The following is a 16,060-nucleotide window of genomic DNA, read 5'->3' as shown; positions in this document are numbered from 1 at the left end:
GATAGAGAGGAAAGATGAGTACTTTAGCAAAAATAGAAGCGCTCTTGTTTGTAGCGGGTGAAGATGGGATTAGGGTCCGCCAGTTAGCTGAACTCCTCTCTCTGCCACCGACAGGCATCCAACAGAGTTTAGAAAAATTAGCCCAGAAGTATGAAAAGGACCTAGATTCCAGTTTGGCTCTAATTGAGACAGGGGGCGCTTATAGATTGGTGACCAAGCCTCAATTTGCAGAGATTTTGAAGGAATACTCTAAGGCACCTATCAACCAGAGTTTATCTCGGGCTGCCCTTGAGACCTTGTCCATCATTGCCTATAAGCAACCCATCACACGGATAGAGATTGATGCCATTCGTGGGGTCAACTCGAGTGGGGCCTTGGCAAAGTTGCAGGCCTTTGACTTGATACGAGAAGACGGGAAAAAAGAAGTGTTGGGGCGCCCCAACCTCTATGTGACTACGGATTATTTCCTAGATTACATGGGGATAAACCATTTAGAAGAATTACCAGTGATTGATGAGCTTGAGATTCAAGCCCAAGAAAGCCAATTATTTGGTGAAAGGATAGAAGAAGATGAGAATCAATAAGTATATTGCCCACGCAGGTGTGGCCAGTAGGAGAAAAGCAGAAGAGCTAATCAAGCAAGGCTTGGTGACGGTTAACGGCCAAGTGGTACGTGAACTAGCAACCACCATCAAGTCAGGCGACAAGGTCGAAGTTGAAGGCCAACCTATCTACAACGAAGAAAAGGTCTATTATCTGCTTAACAAACCACGCGGTGTCATTTCCAGTGTGACAGATGACAAGGGTCGCAAGACGGTTGTCGACCTCTTGCCAAATGTGAAAGAGCGCATCTACCCTGTAGGTCGTTTGGACTGGGATACATCAGGTGTCTTGATTTTGACCAATGATGGGGATTTTACAGATGAGATGATTCACCCTCGTAATGAGATTGACAAGGTTTATGTCGCGCGTGTTAAAGGTGTGGCCAATAAGGATAATCTCCGCCCCTTGACCCGTGGACTTGAGATTGATGGTAAGAAAACCAAGCCGGCTGTCTATGAGATTCTCAAAGTGGATCCAGCCAAAAACCGCTCTGTGGTGCAGTTGACCATCCATGAAGGGCGTAACCATCAGGTTAAAAAGATGTTTGAAGTTGTCGGTCTCCAAGTGGATAAGTTGTCTCGGACACGTTTTGGACACTTAGATTTGACAGGACTCCGTCCAGGAGAATCCCGTCGTCTTAATAAAAAAGAAATCAGCCAACTACACACCATGGCTGTAACCAAGAAATAATGAAACGAATTTTAATCGCGCCTGTGCGCTTTTACCAACGTTTTATCTCACCAGCCTTTCCACCCTCTTGTCGCTTTGAGCCTACCTGTTCAAACTATATGATTGAGGCTATTGAAAAACATGGCTTCAAGGGTGTTTTGATGGGCTTGTCTCGGATTTTATGTTGCCATCCCTGGTCGAAAACAGGTAAGGACCCAGTCCCAGACCATTTTTCCCTCAAACGGAATCAAGAAGAAAAATGAGGCTGGGTAAAAATATTTTAGTGAAATGATAAAAACGCATCCTATCAGGTTTGAGTGTACTGATAGGATGCGTTTTATAATGTCAAAATTTTACTTAGATTGAGTTTGAAGTTGCTTATTTCAAGGCTTTTTGTGCGTCTTCAATCATGAGTTTTGTTGATTCAAGACCGCCTCCGCTTAGATACCAGAGGTCTGGTGTTAGTTGGATAATCTTACCATTTTTAGCAGCAGGTGTTTCAGCGATAAGGGCATTTTCTAGGACACCGTCGTTGCTAGAGTTGTCCCCACCGATGGCAAGGGTACGGTTGATGACAAAGAGGATGTCAGGGTTGATTTCTTTGACACTTTCAAAGCTGACTTCTTGTCCGTGGCGAGAATCTTCAAATTGAGTATCAGTTGGCTTGAATTTCAAGGTTTGGTACAAGAAAGAGAAACGAGATTGGGCACCAAAGGCAGCCATTTTTCCTTCGTTGAGGAGGATAGCAAGGGCTTTTTTGTCAGAGCTTTCATTTTTAGTAGCGACTTCTTGGATGCTCTTGTCTAGCTTGGCCAATTCTTCCTTGGCTTTCTGTGTACCTGTTTCGCTGAAGGCGCTTGCTAGGGATTCGATATTAGTCTTGGTAGAAGTCCAGTAGTCATCTTTGCTTGCTTGGAAGAGAACAGTCGGAGCGATTTCGTTGAACTTATCTACGAATTTTTGGGTACGTGGTGAAGCGATAATTAGGTCTGGTTCAAGAGCAGCAAGGGCTTCTAGGTCTGGCTCAACCATAGAACCAACATTTTTAACTTTTCCAGCTAGGTCTTTAAGATAAGTCGGAACAGTTTTTGTAGGCATTCCGACGATATTCTTTTCAAAACCTAAAGCGCGAATAGTATCCGCAGCACCGAGGTCAAAGGTCACAATCTTTTCAGGGACTTTTGAAAGTGTGACTACACCTAGTGAACTTTTAATGGTTACCTCTGTTGGAGCAGAGCTGCTTGTCTCCGTCTGGCTTGTGCTTGAGTTTGTACTACATGCACCAAGTAGGAGCAAGAAGCTGGCCACTAGGGCAGCGAGATAAAGTTTAAGGGATGTTTTCATGATTTCTCCTTTTTAAAATGTGATAACGATTTATGGAGTCTCTAGGTTTTTTTGACTAAGAGACAAAATTTCTTCTAACTCGAGTTTCTATGTTACTAGCTATAGATACAGATCTTTTTGCCATTGATATCAGCCAGCGTGATAGGAATCTCATAAAGTTGACTGAGCAGGTCAGCCTGCATGATCTGATTTGTGGTTCCCTTGCTAAAGACTTGACCGTCCTTGAAGGCAACAATTTCATCCGCATACTGACTGGCCATGTTGATATCGTGGAGGACGATGATAATGGTCTTTCCGAGTTCCTCCACCAGTCGCTTGAGAATCTGCATCATGCTGACGCTTTGCTTGATATCGAGATTGTTGAGCGGTTCGTCTAGCAAGATAAAGTCTGTATCTTGGGCTAGTACCATGGCGATAAAGACCCGCTGGAGCTGGCCTCCAGACAGGCTATCGATGTAGCGGTCTTTTAAGTTTATCAGTTCCAGATAGTTCAGAGTTTCTCGAATTTTTTCCCAGTCTTCTTCTCTCAGGCGTCCTCGGCTGTAGGGAAAACGTCCAAAGCTGACCAGTTCTTCAACGGTTAATTTTGCCTGGTAATTGATCTTCTGCTTTAGGATGGTCAGTTCTTGGGCTAGTTCTTGCGAATTCCAACTCTCGATTTCACGACCTTTGATACTGAGAATTCCCTGATCTTTCTTGGTCAGTCTGCTCATGATGGAGAGGAGAGTCGATTTTCCAGCACCATTTGGACCAATGAAGGCTGTCAGTTTCTGAGGACTGACTTCAAGCGAAATGCCTTGCAAAATATCCTGTTTTTGAATGGATTTGTCAATGTTTTCCAGTTTCACTGACGCGCCCTCCTGTAGAGTAAGATAAAGAATAAGAGACCACCTACGCTCTCGATAATCATACTGATGCGAATTTCCAGCGCAAAGACTCGTTCAATCAGGGCTTGTCCCAAGGTCAAACTAATAAATCCAACCAGAATGGCCACTATAAAGAGTAACTTATGTCGATAGTCTTTGACGATTAGGTAGGTGAGGTTGGCCAGCATAAAGCCGAAGAAGGCCATAGGCCCTACCAAGGCAGTGGCCGTTGAGGTCAAAAGCACGATGCCCCAGAGGAGTTCTCTCTGTTCTTTTTCGACATCTAGTCCCAGTATCTGAGCCGTTTCTCTTTGCAGGTGCAAGACATCCAGAATGACTGCTTTTCGAAAGAAAAAGATGGTCAAAGCGAGGATGATCAGAGAACCGATGGCTAGGATGGAAGTGTTGAGATGTTGAAAGGAAGCAAAGAGACTGTTTTGCAGTTTATCGTATTCATTTGGGTCCATCAGGACCTGAAGGAAGGTACTGATATTTCGAAAGAGACCTCCGAGGGCTAGGCAGATCAGCAGAATGAAGACCAGATCTTGCTTCATCAGTGTCTTCAAGTAGCCTTGTAGGACGAGAAAGAAGAGGGATTGGACAAGAAGTAAAACCAGGAATTCTAAGACAGGAGACTTTCCAAGCTGTAGAAATTTGTTTTCAAAAACCAGTAGTAGGGTTTGTAGCAGGACGTAGAAGGATTCGATTCCCAAAATACTAGGTGTCAGGAAGCGATTTTCCGTCAGAGTTTGAAAACTAATGGTCGAAATCCCAGTCGCGATAGCTACCAAGAGATAAACGACAATTTTTTGGGAACGTAGCTTCCAGGCAAAGGCAGACAAGTGAGTGATGGGCCAAAAATAGAGGAGACAAGCTCCGATGGCCAGAATAATGAGAAGGCAGAAGAGCTTGGTATGTTTGCTTTTAAACTGCATCTTTTCGTCCCCCTCTCCATAGAAGTAGGATAAAGATGATGCTACCAATGATTCCTAGTAGAAGACTGACAGACAACTCATAGGGCCGAATCAGAACTCGGGATAGGATATCGCAGGCCAGAACTAGATTGGCACCGACTAGTGCGACGATGAGTTTGGTCTGACTTAGATTATCTCCATAGCGCTTGCGAACAAGATTGGGAACAATAACTCCGAGGAAAGGTAAGCCACCCACGGTAATCATGGTGACACTAGTCGTTAGGGCTACCAGAAAGAGGGCCAGTTTTTCAAGCAGGGAGTAAGAAATCCCCAAACTTTCGCTAGTTTCTTTTCCTAGATTCATGATGGTAAAGGTTTGGGATAATTTCCAAACGGCTATCAGGATAATGAGGCCTAAAAAGAGCCATTCATACTGATGGGTCTGAATCATGGAGAAGGAGCCCTGGGTCCAGGCAGTCATACTCTGAACCAGATTGAAACGATAGGCGATAACTTCTGTCACAGAACCGATAATCCCGCTATAGATGATTCCAATCAGAGGCAACATCCACCTTTCCTTTACAGTAAAAATAGTCATAAAGGCTAGGAAGAAGAGGGTGAATACGATGGATGAAACAAAAGCAAAGAGCATCTTTTGGGTCAGACTAGCCGACGGAAAGACAAAGAGGCTCAATACCATTCCCAGTTTGGCGGCTTCAGTGGTTCCAACTGTACTCGGAGCAGCAAACTGATTTTGAGTGATAGTCTGCATGAGGAGCCCTGCCATACTCATACTAGAGGCAGTCAGGAGAATGCTAATGGTTCTTGGAAGACGGGACTCTTGAAAGAGAAGCCAAGTTTCATGATCCAGTGCAAAGAGTTTTCCCCATGAAAAATCACTGGTCCCAATGCTAATAGATAGAAAGACCAGGAGTAGAAGTAAGCCAATTAAATAATGAGAAAGTTTCATACCCCATCCTTTCATGTTGATTTGGTACCGAAAGATACCTGCGGATATTACTGTAACACGATTTCTTTAATCTGTCAATAAATTTTCTGACAATTTAATGTAAAAAGAAAGAAAAATTCCTGAAAGAACATCTGTCTCTCTTTGTTATAGGAAAACTGAGTAAAAAACTATCCACCTTCCCGCTATCCTTCTCCTATAAAAAGTGGTAAAATGGATGAAAGAAAGAAGGAATTGAAATGACAACATTATTTTCAAAAATCAAAGAAGTAACAGAACTTGCTGCGATCTCAGGTCATGAAGCACCTGTCCGTGCTTATCTTCGTGAAAAGTTAACACCGCACGTGGATGAAGTGGTGACAGATGGCTTGGGTGGTATTTTCGGGATTAAACATTCAGAAGCTGCGGATGCACCACGTGTCTTGGTCGCTTCTCACATGGATGAAGTTGGTTTTATGGTCAGCGAAATCAAGCTAGACGGTACCTTCCGTGTGGTTGAAATTGGTGGTTGGAATCCTATGGTGGTTAGCAGCCAACGTTTCAAACTCCTGACTCGTGATGGTCGTGAAATTCCAGTGATTTCAGGCTCTGTTCCTCCACATTTGACTCGTGGAAAGGGTGGACCAACCATACCTGCTATTGCAGATATCGTCTTTGATGGTGGTTTTGCGGACAAGGCTGAGGCAGAAAGCTTTGGCATCCGTCCTGGCGACACCATCGTACCAGATAGTTCTGCAATCTTGACAGCCAATGAAAAAAATATCATCTCAAAAGCTTGGGACAATCGCTACGGGGTTCTCATGGTTAGCGAGTTGGCGGAAGCTCTGTCAGGTCAAAAACTTGGCAATGAACTCTATCTTGGCTCTAACGTCCAAGAAGAAGTTGGTCTCCGTGGTGCTCATACTTCTACAACCAAGTTTGACCCAGAAGTATTCCTCGCAGTTGACTGTTCACCAGCAGGTGATGTCTACGGTGGTCAAGGTAAGATTGGAGATGGAACCTTGATTCGTTTCTACGATCCAGGTCACTTGCTTCTCCCAGGGATGAAGGATTTCCTTTTGACAACGGCTGAAGAATCTGGTATCAAGTACCAATACTACTGTGGTAAAGGCGGAACAGACGCTGGCGCAGCTCATCTGAAAAATGGCGGTGTTCCATCTACAACAATCGGTGTTTGCGCTCGTTATATCCATTCTCACCAAACCCTCTACGCTATGGATGACTTCTTAGAAGCTCAAGCTTTCTTGCAAGCCTTGGTGAAAAAATTGGATCGTTCAACAGTTGACTTGATTAAAAATTATTAAACTTAAGGAGGTGGTAGGGATGGTAGAACCAAACCTAGAAAGCCTTATAAAAGATCTTTACAATCATGCTCGCCATGATTTGAGTGAAGATTTAGTTGCTGCTCTCCTAGAGACTGCAAAAAAACTGCCTACTACAAATGAGCAATTGCTGGTAGTTCGTCTCTCAGGACTGGTCAATCGTGAATTGCTCAAGAATCCTAGACATCCGGCACCTGAGTTGCTCAACTTGGCTCGCTTTATCAAAAGAGAAGAAGCCAAGTACAGAGGAACCGCAGCTTCTGCGCTTATGTATGGGGAGATTTTTAAAATGCTTTGATTCCATTGTGGATCAAAGCATTTTTTTGTAAGACCTATCTCGTGAGCGTTCAAATAGTAGTAACAAGGAATCATGAGAAGTTAGCCGAGACCATAGTAGTGAAGAAACTTCTGTAATGGAAGTGGAGAGAAGGGGGGAATCGTCAAACGGTAGGGGATAGGCTGTTTGAAGGGTGCTATGGGAAAGATAGGGTAAGGTGAAATTAAATACGAACAAATTGATTGGGAAATTCAAATCGCTTTCTATCAATGTTTTAGAAGATACAGTGCCCTAGTCCAACTTCAATATACGATAAAAGAGCAGATGGAAGCAATTATGATTTACTTCTATCTTTAAAATAAATGATCTGATAGGAAAACGTGTCCCCTCATAAAATATAGTATAGTACAGATGGAAGGCTTTTGTAGACTGGAGGACGAAGGAGTTTAGAAACTCTCGTTAAAAGTTAGTTGAACCGGAGTATGGTGATGTAAATCATTATCAAAAATTATTTCTAAATCGAAATAGTTGACAGTTGAAAGGACAAGTGTTACAATTATTCTATTCATTTCGATATCGAAATAATTGGAGGTGTTATGAAAGATAGTCATTTGCTAGCCCATCATATTCGTTTGTTGAATGGGCGGATGTTTCAGAAGTTACTGAGCCAAGATCCTGAGGCTCTTTATAGGGGTGAACAGGGCAAGATTTTAGCGGTTTTATGGAATAGTAAAACTGGCTGCGCAACTGCGACAGATATTGCGCTTGCGACTGGGCTTGCGAATAATACGCTGACGACTATGATAAAAAAGCTAGAGGAACAAAAGCTTGTAACTGTTAGTCCATGTGGAAAAGATAAGCGTAAAAAGTATTTGGTTTTAACAGAGTTGGGCAAGTCCCAGAAAGAAGTGGGGCATCGTGTCAGTCAGAAATTGGATACGATCTTTTACAAAGGATTTTCAGAGGAAGAAATTCACCAATTTGAAGTTTTTCAAGAAAGAATTTTGGCTAATCTGAAAGAGAAGGAAAATGAGGAGTAAAATAGATCAAATTAGCTGTTTATAAGTAAAGGCCACTTTTGACTTTGTTTTCCAACTCTTAGGACAAGGAAACTATGTGGTTAGCTATGGTCAGACTCAGATTGATGGCCTTGCTTATGCCCAGTACAATATCTTCCGTTTAGAAAATGGAAAAATTGTGGAGCATTGGGACAATAAGGAAGTCATGCCTAAGGTAGAGGACTTGACTAATCGAGGAAAGTTTTAAAATGAGGACAAAGAATGATTGAATACAAAAATGTAGCCTTGCGCTACACAGAAAAAGATATCTTGAGAGATGTCAATTTACGGATTGAGAATGGCGAGTTTATGGTTTTAGTTGGGCCATCTGGCTCAGGTAAGACGACCATGATTAAGATGATTAACCGTCTCTTGGAACCGACTGATGGAAATATTTTTATGGATGGCAAGCGTATCAAAGACTATGATGAGCGTGAACTTCGTCTTTCTACTGGATATGTTTTACAGGCCATTGCTCTCTTTCCAAATCTAACGGTCGCGGAAAATATTGCCCTGATTCCTGAGATGAAGGGCTGGACTAAGGAAGAAATTGCTCAGAAAACAGAAGAGCTTTTGGCCAAGGTTGGTTTACCAGTAGCTGAGTATGGGCATCGTTTACCTAGTGAACTATCTGGTGGAGAACAGCAACGGGTTGGTATTGTCCGTGCCATGATTGGTCAGCCTAAGATTCTCCTCATGGATGAACCTTTTTCAGCCTTGGATGCTATTTCGAGAAAACAGTTGCAGGTTCTGACTAAAGAATTGCATAAAGAGTTTGGAATGACAACTATTTTTGTGACCCATGATACGGATGAAGCTTTGAAATTGGCGGACCGTATTGCTGTCTTGCAGGATGGAGAGATTCGCCAGGTAGCGAATCCCGAGACCATTTTAAAAGCTCCTGCCACAGAATTTGTAGCAGACTTGTTTGGAGGTAGTGTTCATGACTAATTTAATTGCAACTTTTCAGGATCGTTTTAGTGATTGGGTGACAGCCCTATCTCAACATTTGCAGTTGTCACTGTTGACCTTGTTACTAGCTATTTTTATCGCGATTCCCTTGGCTGTTTCTCTTCGCTATCATGAGAAGTTGGCCGACTGGGTCTTGCAGATTGCAGGGATTTTCCAGACTATCCCGTCACTGGCCTTGTTGGGACTCTTTATCCCCTTGATGGGAATTGGAACCTTGCCGGCTTTGACAGCGCTAGTGATTTATGCGATTTTCCCTATTTTGCAAAATACCATCACTGGGCTGAAGGGAATTGATCCAAGTCTGCAAGAGGCTGGGATTGCCTTTGGGATGACTAGGTGGGAGCGTCTCAAGAAGTTTGAAATTCCACTTGCCATGCCTGTTATCATGTCTGGGATTCGGACAGCAGCAGTATTGGTTATCGGTACGGCAACCTTGGCGGCCTTGATTGGTGCAGGGGGACTGGGTTCCTTTATCCTTTTGGGAATTGACCGTAATAATGCCAGTCTGATTTTGATTGGGGCCCTTTCTTCTGCAGTGCTAGCCATTGCCTTTAACTTCCTACTAAAAGTGATGGAAAAGGCAAAATTGCGGACGATTTTCTCAGGTTTTGCCTTGGTGACAATATTGCTTGGTTTGTCTTATAGTCCAGCTCTTTTGGATCAAAAAGAGAAAGAAAACTTGGTCATTGCTGGGAAATTGGGTCCAGAACCAGAAATTTTGGCCAATATGTATAAACTCCTCATTGAAGAAAATACCAGTATGACTGCGACTGTTAAACCGAATTTTGGGAAAACAAGTTTCCTCTATGAGGCTCTGAAAAAAGGCGATATTGACATCTATCCTGAATTTACAGGAACGGTGACTGAAAGTTTACTTCAACCATCACCGAAAGTAAGTCATGAGCCAGAGCAGGTTTATAATGTGGCGCGTGATGGCATTGCCAAACAGGATCATCTAGCCTATCTCAAACCCATGTCTTATCAAAATACCTACGCTGTAGCTGTTCCGAAAAAGATTGCTCAAGAATATGGCTTGAAGACCATTTCGGACTTGAAAAAAGTAGAAGGACAGTTGAAGGCAGGCTTTACTCTCGAGTTTAATGACCGTGAGGATGGAAATAAGGGCTTGCAGTCAATGTATGGTCTCAATCTCAATGTGGCGACCATGGAACCAGCTCTTCGCTATCAGGCAATTCAGTCAGGCGATATTCAAATCACGGACGCTTATTCGACTGATGCGGAATTGGCACGTTATGATTTACAGGTATTGGAAGATGACAAACAACTCTTCCCACCTTATCAAGGGGCTCCACTGATGAAAGAAGCTCTTCTCAAGAAACATCCAGAGTTGGAAACAGTTCTCAATAAATTGGCTGGTAAAATTACTGAAAGCCAGATGAGCCAGCTCAACTACCAAGTCGGTGTTGAAGGCAAGTCAGCAGAACAAGTAGCCAAGGAGTTTCTACAAGAACAAGGTTTGTTGAAGAAATAGCTTGAAAAGCTAAACTCAACTTGGTTAAACGATTATATAGAAGAACGCTCAGACAATGTCGTCTGGGCTTTTTTGATGTGAGAATGACTGAATGTCACTTAAAATGGAAAGAAAGAGAAAATTTTCATGATTTTCTAAAATTTTACTGTAAAGACAGTTGACTATTCATAAAATAGGTGTATAATATTTTGTGAACTACTTAACAAATAAGGGGTTTCAGCTCATGTCGACTAAGGTTAGAAATCTTGTGTATAGGCAGTTCATTATCTAATAGAGCGTTGCGTCCGAAAGTCTATCCAGACACGGCTCTTTAAAAACAAAAGGAGAAATGATGCATACTTATTTGCAAAAGAAAATTGAAAATATCAAAACAACCCTAGGTGAAATGTCAGGTGGTTACCGTCGTATGGTTGCGGCTATGGCTGATTTAGGATTTTCAGGAACTATGAAGGCTATCTGGGATGACCTCTTTGCCCATCGTAGTTTTGCCCAGTGGATTTATTTGCTGGTTTTAGGAAGTTTTCCTCTCTGGCTGGAGTTGGTTTACGAACATCGTATTGTTGACTGGATTGGGATGATTTGTAGCTTGACAGGGATTATCTGTGTAATCTTTGTATCGGAAGGTCGAGCAAGTAATTATCTTTTTGGCTTGATTAACTCTGTTATTTACCTTATTTTGGCCCTACAGAAAGGCTTTTATGGTGAGGTGCTGACGACACTTTACTTCACAGTCATGCAGCCAATTGGACTTCTAGTTTGGATTTATCAGGCACAGTTTAAGAAGGAAAAGCAGGAGTTTGTCGCGCGTAAACTGGACGGCAAGGGCTGGACAAAGTATCTTTCCATTAGTGTGCTTTGGTGGTTGGCCTTTGGCTTCATTTATCAGTCTATTGGTGCCAATCGTCCCTATCGTGATTCAATCACAGATGCAACCAATGGGGTAGGGCAAATCCTCATGACAGCTGTTTACCGTGAACAGTGGATATTCTGGGCGGCTACCAATGTTTTTTCAATCTATCTCTGGTGGGGAGAAAGCCTGCAAATTCAAGGGAAATATCTAATTTATCTCATTAACAGTCTAGTTGGTTGGTATCAATGGAGCAAGGCAGCTAAGCAGAATACTGATTTACTTAACTAGGAAAAGATGTTTGAAAGTGCTGTTTTGAGATTTCGATTAAAACAGATATAGTTGATAATCAAGGATTTATAGTATGAAAAAGAGGATCGGCGGGTCCTCTTTTGTTGTTGAAAAGATAAAAAACTCAGTAACCTAGAAATAAGACAACTGAGCTTTACTCTATATTCAATTTTTAGGAATGAGAAGGTCTAGATAAAATTGGACAACTTCCTGGTCTGTGAAATCTTGACCTTTTTTGAGCCACCAGGTCAATGTCTCGATAAAGTTGGACACGACCAAGTGTTGGAGGTAAGAAGTAGGTAGACTTGGGTGAGTTTGCTTCAAATCAGCAGCCAGCATGGGATAGACGTGGTGCTCAAGCTCTCTCTGTAGTTGACGGAGGAAATAGTCATTTTTGGAGAATAGTAGACTGGTGATATGGTCTTGGTTTTTCTGAAAATGCAGAAAGAGGTGGGCGAGGTAGTCCTCGGTTGAAATGGCTTGCTCTCTTTCAAAAAGATGATGGAAGAGGTAGCGGCAGAGCTGGTCCAGAAGAAGCTCCTTACTTTCATAGTGACAGTAAAAGGTGGATCTTCCCACATCTGCGAGATCAATGATATCCTGAACAGTAGTGGCCTCGTAGCCCTTAGCATTCAAAAGTTGTATAAAAGCTTGATAGATGGCTTTTTTGGTTTTGCTGATACGGCGGTCAATGTTAGTCATATGGACATTTAAGGCAAATTGTTCAGAACTGAATAAAGCTGACGTTTTGCTTCTATCCTTTCTTTGAGTTTTAGTGGATAATGATAATGAACAAGGTGTTCATAAATCTATTATAACAAAGGAATGAGAAATATGAAGGCAAAATATGCTGTTTGGGTGGCTTTTTTCTTAAATTTGACTTATGCCATTGTTGAGTTTATTGCAGGTGGAATATTTGGTTCTAGCGCTGTTCTTGCTGACTCTGTGCATGACTTAGTAGATGCGATTGCAATTGGAATATCAGCTTTTTTAGAAACAATCTCCAATCGTGAAGAAGACAATCAGTACACCTTGGGCTATAAGCGGTTTAGCCTGCTAGGAGCCTTGGTAACAGCTGTGATTCTCGTAACAGGCTCTGTTCTAGTCATTTTGGAAAATGTCACGAAGATTTTGCATCCGCAACCAGTCAATGATGAGGGGATTCTCTGGTTAGGAATTATTGCGATTACTATCAATCTGTTAGCGAGTCTGGTGGTTGGTAAGGGAAGGACAAAGAATGAGTCTATTCTGAGTCTGCATTTTCTGGAAGATACGCTAGGGTGGGTAGCTGTTATCCTGATGGCGATTGTTCTTCGATTTACGGACTGGTATATCCTAGATCCTCTTTTGTCCCTTGTCATTTCTTTCTTTATTCTTTCAAAAGCCCTTCCACGTTTTTGGTCTACACTCAAGATTTTCTTGGATGCTGTGCCAGAAGGTCTTGATATCAAGCAAGTAAAGAGTGGCCTGGAGCGATTGGACAATGTGGCCAGCCTTAATCAGCTTAATCTCTGGACTATGGATGCTTTGGAAAAAAATGCCATTGTCCATGTTTGTCTAAAAGAAATGGAACATATGGAAACTTGTAAAGAGTCTATTCGAATTTTCCTAAAAGATTGTGGTTTTCAAAATATTACCATTGAAATTGATGCTGACCTAGAAACTCACCAAACCCATAAGCGAAAGGTGTGTGACTTGGAACGGAGTTATGAGCATCAACATTAGAAAAAAGTGAAAAATACTTGGGTACTATCTTATTTGGAATAGAGTAATTTCTTTATTATTTAAATATTTCAAAAATTGGTAAGAGAAGAGCATTGTATAAACTCCAGATATATGATTGTTAATGATAAAAATTTTTCGATTAGGTGCAAAATGCTTGACTTGGAGTCAACTCAAAGTTATATAATAAGATAAGTGAGTTAGAGTAGCTTAAACTCAGTGAATGAAATGAGAGGAGGTTAGCGTGTGAATATTAAATCTGCCAGTGATTTGTTGGGAATTTCAGCGGATACGATTCGGTATTATGAACGGGTTGGTCTTGTGCCACCGATTACTCGTACTGCTACTGGGATTCGTGATTTTCAAGATCAGGATATCGAAGCGCTGGAATTTATTAAGTGTTTTCGTTCGGCGGGTGTCTCTGTAGATAGTTTAGTTGACTATATGTCGCTCTACCAAAAGGGAGATGAAACGAGAGAGGAGAGGCTTGGTATTTTAGAAGAGGAAAAGCAAAAATTAGAGGAGCGCTTGTCTCAGCTACAGACAGCTTTAAATCGTTTAAATCTCAAAATTAAACTTTATAAGGAAGGAAAATTTTAAATGAAATCAGCAGTATATACAAAGGCAGGTCAGGTTGGACTTGCTAGCATTGAACGTCCGCAAATAATAGAAGCGGATGATGTGATTATTCGTGTGGTTCGTGCGTGCGTTTGTGGTTCAGATTTATGGAGGTACCGTAATCCAGAAACGAAAGCTGGACACAAAAATAGTGGACACGAAGCGATTGGGATTGTCGAAGAAACTGGGGAAGCCATTACGACGGTGAAACCAGGTGACTTTGTCATCGTCCCTTTTACCCATGGATGTGGTGAGTGTGATGCCTGTCTTGCTGGCTTTGACGGTTCTTGCGACAATCATATTGGTAATAACTTGGGGGGCGATTTTCAGGCGGAATATATCCGTTTCCACTATGCAAACTGGGCGCTGGTTAAAATCCCTGGTCAACCTTCTGACTACACAGAAGGTATGCTAAAGTCCCTCTTGACCCTTGCTGATGTCATGCCAACAGGCTATCATGCGGCGCGTGTTGCAAATGTTCAAAAAGGGGATAAGGTTGTGGTTATCGGTGATGGGGCTGTTGGTCAATGTGCTGTCATCGCAGCTAAAATGCGTGGAGCATCGCAAATTATTCTTATGAGCCGTCATGAAGATCGTCAAAAGATGGCTCTGGAGTCAGGTGCGACAGCTGTTGTAGCTGAACGCGGTCAAGAAGGAATTACCAAGGTGCGTGAAATCCTCGGTGGCGGAGCGGACGCAGCACTTGAATGTGTTGGTACGGAGGCTGCTGTAGAACAGGCGCTAGGTGTTCTCCATAATGGAGGGCGTATGGGATTTGTAGGAGTCCCACACTATAATAATCGTGCTCTTGGTTCGACATTTATGCAAAATATCTCTGTAGCAGGTGGGGCAGCTTCTGCTACAACATACGATAAGCAATTTTTACTAAAAGCCGTCCTTGATGGTGATATCAATCCAGGTCGCGTCTTTACTTCAAGTTATAAACTGGAAGATATCGACCAAGCCTACAAAGATATGGATGAACGTAAGACCATTAAGTCTATGATTGTGATGGATTAAAAAAGAAAATCCTAATGGAGATGTGAGACTCTCTATTAGGATTTTTTGTCATGTTTAATTTGTGGAGTTATGGCAGAGTACTCTCTCTTAAAGTCAGTCTGGTACCCAGCATGGTCAGGCTAGGGATTTTGCGACCGTGGAGTACTTCTTTGTTAAGAATATCCATACCTGCTCGGCCCATTTCTTCGGTATAGACGGTGATGCTGGAGAGGGGAGGATAGACTTGCTTGGTCAGACTAGTATCGTTAAAGGAAATAAGGCTGACGCGGTCTGGCAGGCTGATTCCAGCTTCTTGGAGGGCACGGAGGGCACCGATAGCTAAACTATCGCTAGCTGCAAAAAATGCTGGTGGCAGTTGGTCTCCCAAACTCTGAATAGCCTCCTTCATCAAGTCATAGCCAGACTGGGCAGTAAAGCTTCCTTGAAAGACCAGTTCATCATGATAAATTCCCTTCGCTTGACTGTAGTTTCTGAAATTTTCCAGTCGCTTATCCTCAATGATTTCTTCTTGGTCAGTTGTTTCCTCAATACCTGTTAGAATTCCTATACGGTCTATCCCTTGACTGAGGAAATAATCGACAACCTGTTTCATGGCAGTGTAAAAGTCCGTAATAATGCAGGTATGTCCTAGTGAAAGAGTATCACTGTCTAGAAAGACAAGAGGCTTTTGGTATTCTTCAAAGGCAGAAATCTGAGCTCGGCTAAACTTTCCGATGCAGAGAATCCCGATGACTTCCTCGCTTAGGGTAAAAGGATGGTCATTAAAATAGCGCAAAATATCATAGTCCAGTTCTTGGGCTCTTTTTTCTATGCCTAGGCGAATCTGGTAGTAGTAGAGGTCGTCCAGCTCTCCTTGTTCGCTGACCCATTGGATAATAGCAATCTTTTGCTTGGGCTTGTGGGACTCGCCTGTCTTGAGGTGCTTAGTGTAGCCCAACTCTTCAGCAACAGTTAAAATACGGTGTCTGGTTTCTTCTGTAACAGATAGACTCTGGTCGCGGTTGAGGACGCGGGATACGGTTGCGATAGAGACAGAGGCTAGCTGTGCAATGTCTTTTAAAGTAGCCATAAATCCTCC

Annotated in this window: 18 protein-coding genes and 1 pseudogene; 13 read left to right on the top strand and 6 right to left on the bottom strand. The window is 42.5% G+C overall.

The window, feature by feature from the left end; genetic code table 11:
* Positions 1-14 precede the first annotated feature (14 nt).
* From scpB to yidD, 3 genes are read left to right on the top strand one after another with little or no spacing between them, the layout of a single operon-like run.
* The gene (scpB, locus tag HT725_RS05800; protein WP_173253200.1) at positions 15-584 is read left to right on the top strand and encodes an SMC-Scp complex subunit ScpB; all 570 of its coding nucleotides are present in this window, start codon (positions 15-17) and stop codon (positions 582-584) included.
* Positions 571-1,293 carry a pseudouridine synthase gene (locus HT725_RS05795; RefSeq protein WP_166736824.1) on the top strand — a complete coding sequence of 241 codons (723 nt, stop codon included), beginning with the start codon at positions 571-573 and terminating at the stop codon, positions 1,291-1,293. The genes scpB and HT725_RS05795 overlap by 14 nt, the downstream gene beginning before the upstream one ends.
* Entirely contained in the window at positions 1,293-1,535 is a 243-nt protein-coding gene (gene yidD / locus HT725_RS05790) for a membrane protein insertion efficiency factor YidD (RefSeq protein ID WP_173253199.1), read from the top strand. Before HT725_RS05795 ends, yidD begins: the two co-directional genes overlap by 1 nt.
* Before the next feature lie 115 nt (positions 1,536-1,650).
* On the opposite strand, the gene HT725_RS05785 is transcribed toward yidD, so the two are convergent.
* The 4 genes from HT725_RS05785 to HT725_RS05770 all read right to left on the bottom strand — a co-directional run bounded on the left by HT725_RS05785 (position 1,651) and on the right by HT725_RS05770 (position 5,366).
* Positions 1,651-2,616: a siderophore ABC transporter substrate-binding protein gene (locus tag HT725_RS05785; RefSeq protein ID WP_173253198.1), complete on the bottom strand. Its 966-nt coding sequence runs from the start codon at positions 2,614-2,616 to the stop codon at positions 1,651-1,653.
* Positions 2,617-2,711: 95 nt separating this feature from the next.
* A complete protein-coding gene (locus tag HT725_RS05780; protein ID WP_173253197.1) occupies positions 2,712-3,464 on the bottom strand; it encodes an ATP-binding cassette domain-containing protein in 753 nt (250 codons plus the stop codon).
* Positions 3,461-4,417 (bottom strand): iron chelate uptake ABC transporter family permease subunit, encoded by a 957-nt coding sequence (locus tag HT725_RS05775; RefSeq protein ID WP_173253196.1) that lies wholly within the window; start codon positions 4,415-4,417, stop codon positions 3,461-3,463. Before HT725_RS05775 ends, HT725_RS05780 begins: the two co-directional genes overlap by 4 nt.
* Positions 4,407-5,366 (bottom strand): ABC transporter permease, encoded by a 960-nt coding sequence (locus tag HT725_RS05770; RefSeq protein WP_173253211.1) that lies wholly within the window; start codon positions 5,364-5,366, stop codon positions 4,407-4,409. Before HT725_RS05770 ends, HT725_RS05775 begins: the two co-directional genes overlap by 11 nt.
* A 236-nt stretch (positions 5,367-5,602) precedes the next feature.
* Between HT725_RS05770 and pepA the strand changes: the two genes are divergently transcribed.
* The 7 genes and pseudogenes from pepA to pnuC all read left to right on the top strand — a co-directional run bounded on the left by pepA (position 5,603) and on the right by pnuC (position 11,622).
* Complete coding sequence (gene pepA, locus HT725_RS05765) at positions 5,603-6,667, top strand: glutamyl aminopeptidase (RefSeq protein ID WP_173253195.1); 1,065 nt, start codon at positions 5,603-5,605, stop codon at positions 6,665-6,667.
* Positions 6,668-6,686: 19 nt separating this feature from the next.
* Entirely contained in the window at positions 6,687-6,983 is a 297-nt protein-coding gene (locus HT725_RS05760; RefSeq protein ID WP_173253194.1) for a bacteriocin immunity protein, read from the top strand.
* A 575-nt stretch (positions 6,984-7,558) separates the two neighbouring features.
* Positions 7,559-8,002 carry a MarR family transcriptional regulator gene (locus HT725_RS05755; RefSeq protein ID WP_164226042.1) on the top strand — a complete coding sequence of 148 codons (444 nt, stop codon included), beginning with the start codon at positions 7,559-7,561 and terminating at the stop codon, positions 8,000-8,002.
* A 34-nt stretch (positions 8,003-8,036) separates the two neighbouring features.
* Positions 8,037-8,228 (top strand): annotated as a pseudogene (locus HT725_RS05750) (polyketide cyclase); the annotation flags it as partial.
* Positions 8,229-8,242: 14 nt separating this feature from the next.
* Positions 8,243-8,971, top strand: coding sequence for an ABC transporter ATP-binding protein (locus tag HT725_RS05745; protein WP_164226044.1), 729 nt, complete (start codon positions 8,243-8,245; stop codon positions 8,969-8,971).
* Positions 8,964-10,484 carry an ABC transporter permease/substrate-binding protein gene (locus tag HT725_RS05740; RefSeq protein ID WP_164226045.1) on the top strand — a complete coding sequence of 507 codons (1,521 nt, stop codon included), beginning with the start codon at positions 8,964-8,966 and terminating at the stop codon, positions 10,482-10,484. The genes HT725_RS05745 and HT725_RS05740 overlap by 8 nt, the downstream gene beginning before the upstream one ends.
* Positions 10,485-10,815: 331 nt before the next feature.
* Positions 10,816-11,622 carry a nicotinamide riboside transporter PnuC gene (gene pnuC / locus HT725_RS05735; protein ID WP_000557779.1) on the top strand — a complete coding sequence of 269 codons (807 nt, stop codon included), beginning with the start codon at positions 10,816-10,818 and terminating at the stop codon, positions 11,620-11,622.
* Between the two features lie 165 nt (positions 11,623-11,787).
* Here the strand turns inward: pnuC and HT725_RS05730 are convergent, their stop codons facing one another.
* Positions 11,788-12,324 (bottom strand): TetR/AcrR family transcriptional regulator, encoded by a 537-nt coding sequence (locus HT725_RS05730; protein WP_000181701.1) that lies wholly within the window; start codon positions 12,322-12,324, stop codon positions 11,788-11,790.
* Between the two features lie 132 nt (positions 12,325-12,456).
* On the opposite strand from HT725_RS05730, the gene czcD reads away from it, so the two are divergent.
* From czcD to HT725_RS05715, 3 genes are all read left to right on the top strand, one after another.
* Complete coding sequence (gene czcD / locus HT725_RS05725; protein ID WP_173253193.1) at positions 12,457-13,347, top strand: cation diffusion facilitator family transporter CzcD; 891 nt, start codon at positions 12,457-12,459, stop codon at positions 13,345-13,347.
* Positions 13,348-13,590: 243 nt separating this feature from the next.
* Positions 13,591-13,944: a stress response transcriptional regulator NmlR gene (gene nmlR, locus HT725_RS05720; protein WP_001022629.1), complete on the top strand. Its 354-nt coding sequence runs from the start codon at positions 13,591-13,593 to the stop codon at positions 13,942-13,944.
* Positions 13,945-14,982, top strand: coding sequence for a zinc-binding dehydrogenase (locus HT725_RS05715; RefSeq protein ID WP_164226048.1), 1,038 nt, complete (start codon positions 13,945-13,947; stop codon positions 14,980-14,982). It begins immediately after the preceding gene.
* Positions 14,983-15,049: 67 nt separating this feature from the next.
* Here HT725_RS05715 and galR read toward each other — a convergent pair whose 3' ends face one another.
* On the bottom strand, positions 15,050-16,051 hold the full coding sequence (gene galR / locus HT725_RS05710; RefSeq protein ID WP_164226049.1) for a DNA-binding transcriptional regulator GalR: 1,002 nt from the start codon (positions 16,049-16,051) through the stop codon (positions 15,050-15,052).
* Positions 16,052-16,060 lie beyond the last annotated feature (9 nt).

Source organism: Streptococcus sp. 2579 (genome assembly GCF_013277195.1).
Taxonomy (GTDB): domain Bacteria; phylum Bacillota; class Bacilli; order Lactobacillales; family Streptococcaceae; genus Streptococcus.
This window is presented reverse-complemented; position numbering and strand designations above follow the sequence as displayed.

Coding starts and splice junctions, on each gene's coding strand:
- scpB (WP_173253200.1), top strand. CDS start 15: ATGAGTACTTTAGCAAAAATAGAAGCGCTCTTGTTTGTAGCGGGTGAA.
- HT725_RS05795 (WP_166736824.1), top strand. CDS start 571: ATGAGAATCAATAAGTATATTGCCCACGCAGGTGTGGCCAGTAGGAGA.
- yidD (WP_173253199.1), top strand. CDS start 1,293: ATGAAACGAATTTTAATCGCGCCTGTGCGCTTTTACCAACGTTTTATC.
- HT725_RS05785 (WP_173253198.1), bottom strand. CDS start 2,616: ATGAAAACATCCCTTAAACTTTATCTCGCTGCCCTAGTGGCCAGCTTC.
- HT725_RS05775 (WP_173253196.1), bottom strand. CDS start 4,417: ATGCAGTTTAAAAGCAAACATACCAAGCTCTTCTGCCTTCTCATTATT.
- HT725_RS05770 (WP_173253211.1), bottom strand. CDS start 5,366: ATGAAACTTTCTCATTATTTAATTGGCTTACTTCTACTCCTGGTCTTT.
- pepA (WP_173253195.1), top strand. CDS start 5,603: ATGACAACATTATTTTCAAAAATCAAAGAAGTAACAGAACTTGCTGCG.
- HT725_RS05760 (WP_173253194.1), top strand. CDS start 6,687: ATGGTAGAACCAAACCTAGAAAGCCTTATAAAAGATCTTTACAATCAT.
- HT725_RS05755 (WP_164226042.1), top strand. CDS start 7,559: ATGAAAGATAGTCATTTGCTAGCCCATCATATTCGTTTGTTGAATGGG.
- HT725_RS05745 (WP_164226044.1), top strand. CDS start 8,243: ATGATTGAATACAAAAATGTAGCCTTGCGCTACACAGAAAAAGATATC.
- HT725_RS05740 (WP_164226045.1), top strand. CDS start 8,964: ATGACTAATTTAATTGCAACTTTTCAGGATCGTTTTAGTGATTGGGTG.
- pnuC (WP_000557779.1), top strand. CDS start 10,816: ATGCATACTTATTTGCAAAAGAAAATTGAAAATATCAAAACAACCCTA.
- HT725_RS05730 (WP_000181701.1), bottom strand. CDS start 12,324: ATGACTAACATTGACCGCCGTATCAGCAAAACCAAAAAAGCCATCTAT.
- czcD (WP_173253193.1), top strand. CDS start 12,457: ATGAAGGCAAAATATGCTGTTTGGGTGGCTTTTTTCTTAAATTTGACT.
- HT725_RS05715 (WP_164226048.1), top strand. CDS start 13,945: ATGAAATCAGCAGTATATACAAAGGCAGGTCAGGTTGGACTTGCTAGC.
- galR (WP_164226049.1), bottom strand. CDS start 16,051: ATGGCTACTTTAAAAGACATTGCACAGCTAGCCTCTGTCTCTATCGCA.